10 protein-coding genes and 1 pseudogene are annotated in these 13,670 nt (G+C 37.4%); 7 read left to right on the top strand and 4 right to left on the bottom strand.

The features are described 5' to 3' along the window. Window positions 1–250: 250 nt before the first annotated feature. From PSF09_RS15830 to PSF09_RS15820, 3 genes are all read left to right on the top strand, one after another. A complete protein-coding gene (locus PSF09_RS15830; protein ID WP_272666203.1) occupies window positions 251–991 on the top strand; it encodes a MurR/RpiR family transcriptional regulator in 741 nt (246 codons plus the stop codon). A 194-nt stretch (window positions 992–1,185) separates the two neighbouring features. Next, window positions 1,186–2,742, top strand: a complete 1,557-nt coding sequence (locus PSF09_RS15825; protein ID WP_004266208.1) for a PTS transporter subunit EIIC — start codon at window positions 1,186–1,188, stop codon at window positions 2,740–2,742. 14 nt (window positions 2,743–2,756) lie between these two features. Next, a complete protein-coding gene (locus PSF09_RS15820; RefSeq protein ID WP_210840323.1) occupies window positions 2,757–4,127 on the top strand; it encodes a class-II fumarase/aspartase family protein in 1,371 nt (456 codons plus the stop codon). A gap of 73 nt (window positions 4,128–4,200) precedes the next feature. Here the strand turns inward: PSF09_RS15820 and ytfE are convergent, their stop codons facing one another. Both ytfE and norV read right to left on the bottom strand, forming a co-directional pair. Continuing rightward, window positions 4,201–4,863: an iron-sulfur cluster repair protein YtfE gene (gene ytfE / locus PSF09_RS15815; protein WP_210840322.1), complete on the bottom strand. Its 663-nt coding sequence runs from the start codon at window positions 4,861–4,863 to the stop codon at window positions 4,201–4,203. A gap of 62 nt (window positions 4,864–4,925) precedes the next feature. Continuing rightward, window positions 4,926–6,119 (bottom strand): annotated as a pseudogene (norV, locus tag PSF09_RS15810) (anaerobic nitric oxide reductase flavorubredoxin); the annotation flags it as partial. Between the two features lie 181 nt (window positions 6,120–6,300). On the opposite strand from norV, the gene norR reads away from it, so the two are divergent. Continuing rightward, window positions 6,301–7,815 carry a nitric oxide reductase transcriptional regulator NorR gene (gene norR, locus PSF09_RS15805; RefSeq protein ID WP_272666202.1) on the top strand — a complete coding sequence of 505 codons (1,515 nt, stop codon included), beginning with the start codon at window positions 6,301–6,303 and terminating at the stop codon, window positions 7,813–7,815. Window positions 7,816–7,850: 35 nt separating this feature from the next. Here norR and PSF09_RS15800 read toward each other — a convergent pair whose 3' ends face one another. Beyond that, a complete protein-coding gene (locus tag PSF09_RS15800; protein ID WP_272684136.1) occupies window positions 7,851–8,474 on the bottom strand; it encodes a TetR/AcrR family transcriptional regulator C-terminal domain-containing protein in 624 nt (207 codons plus the stop codon). Window positions 8,475–8,615: 141 nt separating this feature from the next. Between PSF09_RS15800 and PSF09_RS15795 the strand changes: the two genes are divergently transcribed. Next, window positions 8,616–9,698, top strand: coding sequence for an HlyD family secretion protein (locus PSF09_RS15795; RefSeq protein WP_272684135.1), 1,083 nt, complete (start codon window positions 8,616–8,618; stop codon window positions 9,696–9,698). 1 nt (window position 9,699) lies between these two features. After that, window positions 9,700–11,214, top strand: coding sequence for an MFS transporter (locus PSF09_RS15790; protein WP_272666199.1), 1,515 nt, complete (start codon window positions 9,700–9,702; stop codon window positions 11,212–11,214). Window positions 11,215–11,234: 20 nt separating this feature from the next. Here PSF09_RS15790 and PSF09_RS15785 read toward each other — a convergent pair whose 3' ends face one another. Beyond that, window positions 11,235–13,061 carry an FUSC family protein gene (locus PSF09_RS15785; RefSeq protein WP_272684134.1) on the bottom strand — a complete coding sequence of 609 codons (1,827 nt, stop codon included), beginning with the start codon at window positions 13,059–13,061 and terminating at the stop codon, window positions 11,235–11,237. Between the two features lie 108 nt (window positions 13,062–13,169). On the opposite strand from PSF09_RS15785, the gene PSF09_RS15780 reads away from it, so the two are divergent. Next, window positions 13,170–13,631, top strand: a complete 462-nt coding sequence (locus tag PSF09_RS15780; protein ID WP_272666197.1) for a MarR family winged helix-turn-helix transcriptional regulator — start codon at window positions 13,170–13,172, stop codon at window positions 13,629–13,631. Window positions 13,632–13,670: the final 39 nt, after the last annotated feature.

The raw sequence follows: 13,670 nt of genomic DNA, 5'->3' as shown, positions 1-13,670 counted from the left end.
ACTCAACGTACTGTGTTTGTAATGGTGCTGATGAGGTAACTGAACTATTTGTATAAAAGGTATCACAAAGGAAACAACCTGTTGTGATACCAATTTTTCCTCGATTATTGTCGCATTTCACAAAAATCACCTCTTAAATTCAACATTGGTTGGTCATTTAACGTATAATCAACCAATTGGCTGCCTATATTGACTTTATTATTATAAAAAGAATGACTTCTGGGCTGATTAGGTTGATTAAGGGGGGGATATGTTGGATTTCTTAAAAAATTACGATAATTTAACCATTAGCGAAAAAAAAGTTTTAAAATACCTGACTGATAACATTACAGATATCCCTTACTTAAATATTAATGAACTGGTTGCTAAAACCTTTGTTTCTAAAACAGTTATCATTAATTTATCGCAAAAATTAGGGTTCAGTGGGTTTAAAGAACTTAAGTTTCAGATTAATAATTACATTTTAACAAAAAATAAAACTGAAAAAATTATCTCATCATCTTATAAAAAACAACTCGAAAAAAACATTAATAAAAGTTTTACGTTAATTAATGAAGAGCAAATTAGTGATTGCGCTAAAATACTACATAAGTCGAGAAATATTTTTATTGTTGCAAGAGGAACAAGTAAAGCGGTTGGTTATTACCTTGAGCATTTGCTATTTGCGTTAGGTTTACACTGTTTTTTCATTAATGACTACAATTTATCTGATTCGTTCACTCGATTAGTTAGCAAAGATGACACTGTTATTTTTATCTCGCTATCTGGGGGAACCAAAAAAATTATTGAAACAGCAAAAATTGTGCAGTTAAAAGGGGCTAATATCATTAGCATGACAGCCTTTAATACCAATGAATTAACCACTTATACTGATAACACTCTGTTTTGTTTTGCCGATAATTTTGATACTAAAAGAGATGATACAAAATCCAGAATCGGCTTTTTTATTCTCGTTGATTTACTTATCAATGAATTAGAAAACCTACTTTAAATTTCCTTTTTTACTTCCTAAAAAAATTTCACCTGTCTTTCATTTTTATTTTTGGCAATTAGTTTTATATTAAAATGACATAGGTCATTAATTATGACCTAAGATAATTTTTAAAACCGTGACATCATTTCTTTTATAACCCCCCCAAGCTAGTATGCCTTTAATTCTAATAATAGAAGTCATAAGGAAACAGTATGGCCAGAAAAAAGTTTGGTGAATCTATTCAACGCTTTGGGAGAACATTACTCCTTCCGATAGGTGTATTAGCCCCTATTGGTATGATATTGGGTATCAGTGGTGCATTAGTGCAGACTTATATGATTGCACGTTTTCCTTTTCTTGGAAATGAAACGGTTAATGCATTACTTGTCAGTATTCGTTCAATCGCAGGTGTTATTTTTGATAATATTCCCCTGTTATTTGCTATGGGGGTGGCCTATGGGATGAGCCATCGAGATAAGGGGATTGCTGTCTTTGCCTCGGTAGTCGGTTACTTATCGCTGATCATTACCATGAATATTTGGCTAGTCCTTACCGGCAAACTTGCAGACCCTGCAATGATGGGTCAAGTAGGGCAAATTAAAGTTCTTGGCATACAAACTTTAAATATCAGTGCCGCCGGAGGGATTATTACTGGTTTGATTGCCGCTTGGGCCACCGATAAGTTTTATAACCTTGAGTTACCGACTGCATTCGCTTTCTTTTCTGGTAAAAAATCCGTTTCTATTATTATGATAGGCTTAATGATTGGAGTGGGAGCGCTATTACCGTTTATTTGGGAAGTATTAGTTCAAGGTTTAATGAAGCTCTCTGCAGTATTTTTAAGTCCAGTGGGGCCATTTTTTACAGCAGGGGGTGAACGTTTATTTATTCCATTTGGTTTACACCATGTATGGAACGTTTTGTTTAGATTCACTGAAGCGGGTGGGACTTATATTATTGATGGCCAAACCTTTGTTGGTGTTGTCCCTGCATTAACTGAAGTACTATTTAACCAAGGCCCGGATAGCGAATATTGGGCGATGATGCCAAGTTTGACTCGCTTTATGGCGCAGCAACAAATGTTGGTTACATTGTTCCTATTCCCTGCAATTGCGCTTGCTATATATAAAACATCGAAGAAAGAAAACCGCGCAGAAGTGAAATCCATGCTTGTCACCATGGTATTAACGGCAATGCTTGGTAACGTCACTGAGCCACTCGAATTTACCTTCGTATTCATTGCGCCATTACTGTATTTAATTTATGCCATTATTGTCGGTATCGGTGCGGTGTTACTTTCATTGGCTGAGGTCGGTATCGGTTATATTCGTGGAACCGTCTTTGATTTTACTATCTTTGGGCTGCTGTACGAGCACACTAACTGGATCTTCCTTGTTATTATCGGCAGCTGTTTAGCCGTCGTCACTTACTTTATTTTCTACTGGGCAATTATTAAATTTGATATTAAAACTCCTGGTCGTGAAGAATCTAGTAATCTGAAAAATACCTTAATTAAAGAAAAACGATATGGCGAAATCGCAGAAATTTTAATCCAAGCATTAGGTGGAAAACAAAATATTCGTAATGTAGACAACTGTATTACTCGTATGCGTATTGATGTTGGAGAAGTTAACCAAATTGATAAAGATTTAATGTTGGAATCAGGATGTACCGCATTCTTCTTTCCATCGGCAAACCACGTCCATGTCGTATATGGACCAAAGGTTGAGTTCGTTCGCAATGCTGTTGATGAAGCAATGAAGAAATAAAGAAGGGATACGAAATGAGAGCATTATACGATTCTAAAAGTAAAACTATCGATGACCGTGGAATTAAAGACTTATTGTCTGATGAAGCAAAATATTCTACTTGGTTAATGTTTGAATCCATGTTGGCCCAAGCTCAAGCTGAACTGGGATTTATTCCTCAATCAGCGGCAAATGAAATTAAAGAAAAGGCCGTAATCGAAAATATCGATTTTGAAGAAATGAGCCGTATTTACCAGAAAATAGGTCATGGCTTTGTACCTTTCTTAAAAGTTTTAGTGAATGCTTGCTCTGAGGAAAGTGGTAAATATATCCATTATGGAATTACCACACAAAATATTCAGCAAAGTTCACAGCTGTATATGATGAAAACCGTACACCATAAATTTATGTTGTTACTGGGTGAAATTATCGAAAACTTGGCGGATTTAGCTGAAAGAACCAAACATATGGTGATGCCGGGAAGAACGCATGGACGCCATGCAATCCCGATAACCTACGGCTATAAAGTTTCAGTGTGGATCAGTGACTTTATTGACTGTTATCAGCGGATGCAAGAGTGTGAAAAACGCGTTTTCACTATCATGATGGGTGGTGCAGTCGGTGCATTTAACTCGATGCCTGGTGTTGGTATGGCGGTACAAAAGCGTGTCGCTGAGCTGGTGGGGATGGAAGCCATGGAAGTACCCTCCAGAAATTTGAGTACCCATAAGCTTGAATATATGGCAAATTTAGCGTTAATGGCGAATATTTGCCATAAAATCGGCGAAGAGGTCTATAGCACGACGTTAGAAGAAATTGCAGAAGTTTCTGAAGGGTTTACCAAAGGAACAGTAGGCAGTAGTACTATGCCACATAAAATAAACCCGAAACTGGCAAAGGGAATTATCGCTAACTCGCAGAAATTATATTCCTTACCAAGTGTTGGTATGTATTCCGCGGTAAGGCCTTATGAAGGTGATAGTAGTTCTTATATGTTATTTGATGGGTTAATCGAAGAAGCTTTGGAATTAACCACTGAAATTTTATTAAGAACTGAGGAGCTTTCGAGGACGATTGTGCCACATGAAGAGAGAATGCTTCATAATGTATTGAGAAATAAAGGTCTTGATAATACTGAATATGTCATGATGAAGATGGCGGAAAAATTAGGTAAAGATAAAGCTCATTCCCTTCTGTATGAAGAAGCCATTAAAACGGCAGCGGATGGGGAGGATTTCTACACTAATTTAACCAAAAATAGTGTGATATCAGCAGCGTTCAGTAATGACGAAATTAAAGCCATGCTCGACCCGAGGTCTTATATTGGCTTATCTGTCGAAATTGCTGAAAAAGAAGCAAAACGTGGATTAGCAATTGCCCAAGAAATTAAGCAACAATATCAATAGGTATTTTTAGTATATTATATAAAAAATATTTAAAATAAAGGCCTATCTATTATATAAATAGGCCTTTATTTGTTTATTCGCCAGCGAGTGCTCTTGGGAATAATAAATTATTTTCTAGGTTAATATGATTCATTAAGTCATCAATCAATTCATTGATACCATTATACAATACACGCCAGGTAGTACAGGCTTCTGGTGGTGGTGTGACATTATCGGTAATGCCTTTAATGGCCTCTAAGATATCACCAGCATCATCATGTTCTTGTTCCATCACGCTAATTGGCGCTGCTGCATTTCGACCCATCCCGTTTTTTATCATAGGGAATAAAACGCGTTCCTCTTTCATCATATGGCTAGTTAATTCTTCCAGTAATGCTTCTAAGTATTTTGATAAACCTTTTGGCACGCTTGGCTTATTTGCATGAACGCGTTCAACTTTTTGTGCTTGTAAAATAAGCTCAGGTAATTGTTCTCTATGCCTATCATGATAGCGAACAATGATAAAATCGATAATTTCACCGAGCGGAGCTTTACGCCAGTCTTTTTCTAACGTTTCTGTGGCTAATTTAGCTAATTGGCTTTCTAATAGGTCTATATCTAAATTTAATTTTTCTGCACTGCGGCTGAGTGTCTGTTTTCCACCACAACAGTAATCCATATTATATTGGCGGAATAAAGAAGAGGCTCTAGGAATAGATAATGCGAGTTGTCCAAGTGTTTTATCTCTAAATTGCATATGAGGTATCCTCTAAAAAATCATAAAATTCTGATGCTATTTTGTTAGTTAATTTATGCAGGTAATGCCCATTGGCGAGCAATATTACGTCCATACTCACGGCAGTCATCTAATGTTTTTGTGTCTGGTTTCCATTTTGCTTTTAAAGATAATGCGGTATCAAAACCGGCATCCATCAAACGTGTTTGAACACGATCAACAGCGCCACCATTCCAGCCAAAACTCCCAAAAGCAGCGGCTTTTTTATTTAAAAAACGTAAGCCAGTAATTTCTTCAAGCATACCTGCTATTTTGGGCATCATGACATTATTCATGGTTGAGGTACCGACTAATGCAGCCTTGGAGCGAAAAACATGAGTAATAATGTCGTTTTTATCACTGCGTGCAACGTTAAATATTTTAACTGCGACATTAGGGTCGGCCTCATTGATGCCTTGAGCGATTGCATCCGCCATTAAACGGGTATTATTTGACATGGTATCGTAGAAAATAGTGATGCGATCTTCTTGGTAATCTGCTGCCCACTTCAAATATAATTCAATGATTTGATTTGGGTTATTACGCCATACTACCCCGTGTGACGTGGCTATCATATCGACAGGTAGGTTAAAGCCTAAAATTTCATTTATTTTTGGCATTACTAAGCGGCTAAATGGTGTAAGAATATTGGCATAGTAGCGTTGGCATTGCTCAAATAATTCATTTTGGTCGACCTCATCATTAAATAATCGCTCATCACAATAGTGCTGCCCGAAAGCATCATTACTAAAAAGCACTGCATCTTCAGTAAAATAAGTCATCATACTGTCAGGCCAATGTAGCATTGGAGTTTCAATGAAAATCAATTGCTTATTGTTACCTATATCGAGCGTATCGCCTGTTTTAACGATCTTAAAATTCCACTCAGGGTGGTGGTGGTGACCATTTATTGAATCAATAGCATTGGCGGTGCAATAGATCGGGGTATTAGGAATAAAGCGCATTAATTCAGTTAGTGCACCAGCATGATCTTCTTCTGCGTGGTTAATCACGATATAGTCAATATCATTTAAATCAATTTGTGAGCGTAAGTTTTCAACAAATTCACGACTAAATTTATGATCGACAGTATCAATAAGGACATTTTTTTCTTCGCGGATTAAATAGCTATTATAACTACTCCCCTTTAATGTTTTATATTCAGTACCATGAAAATCACGTACTTCCCAATCACGTTGACCCACCCAATGAATATTATTTTTTACATGAATCGCCATATTAATTTTATCCTGTATTTTTTAAAGTATAGGAATATATAATCAATATTCATGCCAACATTTAATACATTGATTTTTAAATAAATTTAAATAAATATTTTTAATTTATAGTCATAATGACTGTATCAATAATCGTCATTATGACTATAATTGTTGTCAAATTGACTATGGGGAGTAGATCATGGGTTTTTCTGTTGAAGCATTAGCAAAGATTGCAATAGAATTACAAGATGGTATGGAACATGCGGATCGGTTTCAGCGTTTAATTACCACATTAAGGCAATCATTAGGGTGCGATGCTTGTGCGTTATTGCGCTATGAACCAGGTCAATTTATTCCCTTAGCAATTGATGGATTAATGGCTGATGTTTTAGGTCGCCGATTCTTTTTGGCGGGACACCCCCGGCTTGAAGCAATTGCAAGAGCTGGCGATGTAGTACGTTTTCCTGCGGATAGCCAGCTTCCTGATCCATACGATGGGTTAATTCCTCATCATCAGCACTTAAAAGTCCATGCTTGTGTCGGTTTACCTTTGTATGCGGGGCAAAATCTTATTGGTGCATTAACATTAGATGGTATGGAACCTGACCAATTCGATGCATTTAATAATGAGTCACTTAGGTTAATTGCTGCATTAGCTGCCGGGGCATTAAATAATGCATTACTTATTGAACAGCTTGAAAACCAAAATATATTGTCGAGTAAACCTATACGATTTAAACCGTCAGGAGAAACCGAAATCATCGGTTTATCTCTTCGTATGCAGCAACTAAAAAAGGAAATCGATATTGTTGCTGCGTCAGAATTAAATGTTCTGGTTAGCGGAGAAACGGGAACAGGAAAAGAATTAGTTGTTAAATCCATTCATGAAAAATCCCTTCGAGCAGATCATCCTCTTATTTATTTAAACTGTGCGGCATTACCTGAGAGTGTGGCAGAAAGTGAATTATTCGGCCATGTTAAAGGGGCTTTTACTGGGGCAATTAGTCACCGTAGCGGTAAATTTGAAATGGCGGATAATGGCACTTTATTTTTAGATGAGATTGGAGAGTTATCATTAGCATTACAGGCAAAATTACTGCGAGTATTGCAATATGGTGATATTCAACGTGTTGGTGATGACCGCAGTTTACGCGTTAATGTCCGTGTATTAGCGGCAACTAATCGTGATCTACGCGAAGAAGTATTAGAGGGGCGGTTTAGGGCAGATTTATTCCATCGTTTAAGCGTATTTCCTCTATTTGTTCCTCCATTAAAGGAACGTGGTGAAGATATTATTTTATTAGCTGGATATTTTTGTGAGCAATATCGTCAGCGTTTTGGTTTATCTAGTGTGGTGCTGAGTTCTTCATTACAACGGTATTTACTCAACTATTCATGGCCAGGAAATGTACGTGAATTGGAACATGCGATTCATCGTGCCGTTGTCCTTGCTCGTGCCTCAATTGACACTGGTGATATTATCTTACAGCCTCAATTTTTTATCTTTGATAACAATGAGTACGAGTTTACGGAAACCTCAAAGAAAGTAATACCATTAACTAAAAACTTACGTGAAGCAACAGATGACTTTCAGCGTAAAGTCATAACACAAGTACTGGAACAAAACCATCATAATTGGTCTGCATGCGCTAGAGAATTATCTTTAGATATTGCTAACTTACATCGACTAGCTAAACGATTAGGCCTGAAATAAAGTATTAAGGGCATCGTAATGTTGCCCTTAGGATCTTAATTTTTTAATCCTTTAATAATTAGCTGTAGCCCGTCAGCAAATCTAACATCGTAGTTATTAGCAAACAACATTTCTTTAGCTTCCCATGTATAGGGATATTTATCTTTAGATAATTGGTTAAACTCAGATTCTTTGTTGATTAAATCACTGTCTGCTGAAAAGGTGGAAGCTTGTTGCTCGATACAACAACCTAAAATGAAATAAAATACGGTCATAGTGCAACTAGCTGCTTTCTCTGCAGATATTCCTGTCTGCATAAAAGTCTTGATCAAAGCATTATTAATGCGTAGTACATTTTTAGAAATAACATATGTTCCAGCAAAAACGCGAGCCCCATCTCTGTGCTGCAGTAATGCATTTCTTAGTTGCGATGTGATTTCAATAAGGTTGGTTACCCAATCACTGCGATATGGAAAATCCACAGCCACCATTGCCACAATATGGTCAGCCATACCTTCGAGTAAAGCCTGCTTGTTACTAAAATGCCAATATAGTGATGCGGCCTTAATATTTAGCGCATCAGCAAGCTTCCGCATGGTTAACCCTTCTATTCCTTCTGTATTAAGTAGGGTCAATGCTGTTTCAAGTACTTGTAAACGTGTGATTTTTGGAGTTCTCATTAATAATTCTCATTTAGCACTTTATTATCTAACAGTGTTAGTTTAACATACTTTATCAGCCTAACGTTGTTAGATTGATGATGATATTTATTCTATTGAAAATATTTAATAGGGTTACTGAGTGGGATTGAGGTTAGTCCAATGACAACAAAAAAAGCGAACACTTTTTCACAAAAGATAATTTTTCTCACGCCTTGGCTTAGCGTGTTATGCATTGGTTGTTTAATTTTTTTGACGACTTTAAATTGGGGGCAATGGCAAGGTAGTCGACGTTATCAAGAATCAAATAATGCTTATATTAAAGCGGACTCAGCGATATTAAAATCACGAATGACAGGCTATGTTTCTCGTATCTTAGTTGATGATTACCAATTTGTTCGACACGGCGATGTCATAGCAGAAATTAATAATCAAGAAGAGCGTTTCAAGCAAGAGATCGCGCAAGCTAATTACCAAAAAGCTCAACAGCAATTAAGTAATTTAGCCAATGAAATTAAAGAACAAGACCTTACTGTTGAAATGCTATTGAATCGTTATCAAGCAGCAACTATTGAAGTGCAACAAATGAAACGGAGCCCATTACTGCGAAAATCATTAATTAGTAGTGGGGCGATCACTCAGCAAAATTATTTGGATGCTAATTCGGATTTACAGCGGTTAATTAAGTTAGAGCTGGCAGCGAAAGCACAGTGGGAACAGGCGAAACAGTCACGGCATGTATTAAATCAGCAAGAAAAAATACGAATTGCTGAACGAGATGTGGCTTTGGCAAATTTCAAACAAGCAGAGACACAAGTCTCCTATGCGACCATTACAGCTCCGTTTGATGGGCAACTTAATAAAGTGAAATTAAATATTGGTAGCCTCGTGACTCCAGGAACAGAAATTGTCACTGTGACACCCAATAAAATCCCTTATATTATTGCTAATTTAAAAGAAACCCAACTCAAAAATGTTTATACGGGGCAAACTGTTTCTGTTTCGGTTGATGCCTTTCCTGACGTTATATTTAAAGGGGTTGTGCGTGATATTGGCGCACAAAGCAGTGGCGAGTCAGCATTAATTCCTGCTGATAATAGCAGCGGGAATTTTACTAAAGTTGTTCAACGCATCCCTGTTTATATTAATTTTTTATCTGGGCAGAATAATTTAACACGACTCCGCCCAGGTATGTCCGTGGTTGTTAATATCGATACTCAAAGTACGGATAAAAAAGGTGAATAAGATGTTTGCCAACTTATTTCAAGGAACAAAGGAAATAAGACCCTTGTTAGCGGTGGTTTCTGTATTTTTAGGTGCTATTTTGTCAACATTATTTATTCGTATGTTTTCCCTTTCATTGGCAGATATTCGAGGAGTATTTGCACTCGATGTGCAAGAGGGAACATGGCTAAATATTGCTTTAAATGCTGCACAATTAGCGAGTATGACATTAACACCTTGGTTTATGGTGGTATTTGGTGCAGAAAGAATACTCATGGCGACGAGTGCTACTCTATTAGGTATTTTTTGCTGTTTTCCTTTCATTGCAGGGAATTATGGGCTAGCAGAGTTATTAGTGGTACATAGTATTATTGGATTTAATTTAGGCGTTTATTTACCCATGACAATTTCCTTAGCGCTAAGGAATTTACAACCGAGTATGTGGTTAATTGTCATGGCGGCTTATAGCTTAAGAGTTTCTCTAGGAATGGATGTTGGAGTTGGGGTATCAGGAGCATTTATTGACATTATTGGGTGGCAATGGCTGTATTGGGGATGTGCATTTTTTACTGTATTTATTTTTATATTGGCATGGAAAGGGCTACCGTTAAGTGAGATTAATCAGGCGCTATACGCTCAAACAGATTGGGGAGGAATGATACTTAAAATTTGTAGTTTATTGTTACTGTATGTTGGCGTTGTTCAGGGGGAAACCTTAGGCTGGAGTGACTCTGGATTTATTATTTCTAGCCTAGTTAGCAGTGTTATTTTATTTGGCATTTTTATGATACGAGCCTTATATTTTGATAATACCTTTGCTCACCCACGTTGGTTAACAAATCGCAATTTATGTATTTGTTTTATTATTGCGTGTTTATACGGGGTTTTAATGCTAGCTAATTCCTTGTTTATTCCATCATTTTTATCTTCTATTGGCGGATTAAAATCATATCAAATTGGTGAAATTACCAATTTTGCGTTTATCGTCTATTTATTGTTTAGCCCCGTGGCAGTCTGGCTTGCCAAACGTATTGATGCACGATTATTGATGATCGTTGGCGTGGTTTTTATTGGGTACAGCTGTGTACTAGGAATGCAGCTGGATTATCAATGGAGGATTGATGAATTTGTTCCCTTATTGACGATACAATCCATTGGCGAGTGCTTGGTGTTAATTGGTTTGATTTCCTCATTTGTTGTGAATATGCAGCCACAATTTGCATTACATTTAGGTGCCTATGTTTCAATTGCAAGAGTATTAATGCCAGCTTTAGCTGGCGCACTAATGAACACGTATTTACGCATTACATTTGATGGATCTTTCGATGCAAAGCGTGCATTAGTTCAAACTGGTGAAGCTAAGTTAAGTTCTCATACCACAAGTATTGATATATTGTCTTTAGTGACTCGAGAAGCCCATGTAGGGGCATTTATTAATGGCTTTAATCTGACACTTGTTATTGCCATTGCTGTACTTGTGCTTATTTTATTTTTAAAACCTGCACCACCAAATAATATCGTGCCATCTACAGCATGATTGTGGCATGAAGTCTGGCTTTATTTTTGGCAATATCCCTTTTTTATATAGTGTTTCACATATTTATCGAGTTGCTCAAGCTCTTCATTATCACTTTCGTTACGCTGTAAATGCCGAAAGAGAGTGGCTATTTTCTTCAAATCAAAACGATTTTGTTGAATACGTTTTTCAAGTGCAATAAGGGCTCTCTTCTTTGATGCATGATGTGCAAATTGCTTGTGTACAATAAGTAGGTATAACCAAATACTTTGCCGAGTAATAAAAAAATCGAATATCGGTGAGTCAGGAAGATTTGCTTTTTTTGCTAGCAATAACCCACTAAATAAACGGTGCATAAATTGGGTTGTGGAGGGCTTATTTCCTTGAGTCAAGGTTGTGATTCCCTGTTTAAATTGTTGCTCAGAGAGATACATTAACTGCTGGTAGCGTTTGGTCGGGTTGGTTGGGTAAACCCACGCGAAAGCGGCCATTGCAACTAATGGGCCTGAAACTATCGCAATAGCATTACCTATGCTTTGAGGGAATGAAAGCGAAAAAGGATAAGATGGTTGCAGTAAAATCAACGAAACCATGATGTAATCAAAAGCAATTAAAATTAGGCGGTTATGGGAAAAAATGATAACGCCGCTAATAATCACAGGAATAATGAAAAAGGTCATTTGCCATGATGAAGAGGCAAATGACCATAAGCACCATGTACAGATTAACGCGGCAATAGCACCAAATAATTGCCCTGTAAAAATATTTTTCATGAATCTTGCGGGGTAATCAAGGGAAGCAAATAGCGCCAACATCACCGACATACCGAGTGTGAGATAAGCCAAAGCTTGCCACTGTGTCCATAGCCATAACAAGCCAACTACAGCGATTGCCATAAATGAACGGGCAAAGGCATGCCACGCTGAAATTTTATCTTGGTGGAGTTTTAATTTGTCGGTTTTATTTATCTTCTTGATTGATTTACCAAAAGTAGCATAGTAAAGCGGGACTAACAGCATTTTAAGTACCCCATTAGGGCACAGTGACAAAATGTGTTTCCATTGAGTATCAGTTGGCTCTTGCGCAGGAAAATAAAAGGGAGCAATAGATTGGTATTTATCTAAATGTAATAATATTTGGCTTTGTATCATGAGTTTTTGCCGCGCTTTAGCAACTTGTTTGCGGTGGTAATGCCAGCCGATGCGGTTAGTCTCTAGAATTTCCTCATAACTTGTCATCACTTGCCAGAGTTGGTCAATTTCCTGTGACTTAATTGTTTTTTTTCTCTCAAGTGTGTGATGCAAAATTTGATAAAACAGCGTATCAACTTGGTTTTTAAGTGTAATAACAGGTTCTTGTTCACGTTTTGGTGTAAATAAAAAATTGAAAACCACCGCAGAAAGAACGCCAACAAGGATAGTCCATAGCCGATCCCATGCAACCATAAACAGGCTATCTGTAATGTGGACACTTAGCATGCTGACCATGACCGCTGAATAACCAGCTAAAAAGGTACCATAGGCCACAAAGCCTTTTTGCAGTTGACCAATACCGCTACATGCTCCTAACCATAATGCCAGCCCTACGATAAATAATAGCGGGTTGATAATGTGTAGTTGAATTAATATGATGCCAACTAGCACGCCAATGACTGTTCCTGCGAAACGCCACCAACTTTTTTCCAGTAAATTTTCACGCCAAGGCTGGGCTGAAGCCCAGACAGTCATGGCTGCCCATTGAGGGTGAACCAACTCTAAATATTGTGCGATAAACAGCGCGGAAATTGATGCACAAGCAGTAATGGCAGCAAAACGAAAGCGTGCTAGGTTAAATCCTAAGGAATTCAGTAACGTTATTATTTGTGACATAGAATATGAGTAAATTTGGCGTGTTAAAAAGGTATTTAGTTGATAAAATCAACTAAAATCAGGGTGATTATTAACTAATTAGTTGATAAAATCAACTAAAGAGGGGCTATGCGTACTGAACAGGCTCGAGTATTTGGGGTGATTAGCCGAGCAGCTCACCATTATATGAAATGGATGGGGGAGCCTTATGGTATCAATGCCATTGAGTGTTTGATGATTTTACATATTGATCAGTATGATGCATCGACACTAGAGCAGATCACAAAAGCTATGGTTGTGGATAAATCCGTGACGACTCGAGGTGTGAGCAAATTTTTAGCTAAGGGGTGGGTTGCCAAAACGAATAGCTTAGTTGATAAACGGGTTTATCATGTTTCGTTGACATCACTTGGCAAAATGATTGTGAATGAGTTAAATTCTAAACTAAATAAGTGGAATGATTATTTAGCGGCGGACTTACCAGAACAAGAGGCAGAACAGTTATTTAGCTCACTAGAAAGTTTGGCGAAACGAGCGATTGAAAGCTCGATAGCCGATTTCCCACATTTATTAGAAGAACCCAATGAGTGAAGCTTAATAACCAACTTGGCAACGTTAAGGATTTCGAGC

Origin of the sequence: Providencia sp. PROV141 (assembly GCF_028481645.1) — a bacterium.
Classification (GTDB): domain Bacteria; phylum Pseudomonadota; class Gammaproteobacteria; order Enterobacterales; family Enterobacteriaceae; genus Providencia; species Providencia rettgeri.
Note: the sequence above shows the minus strand (reverse complement) of the source record. Positions and strands in the feature narration are given on the sequence as shown.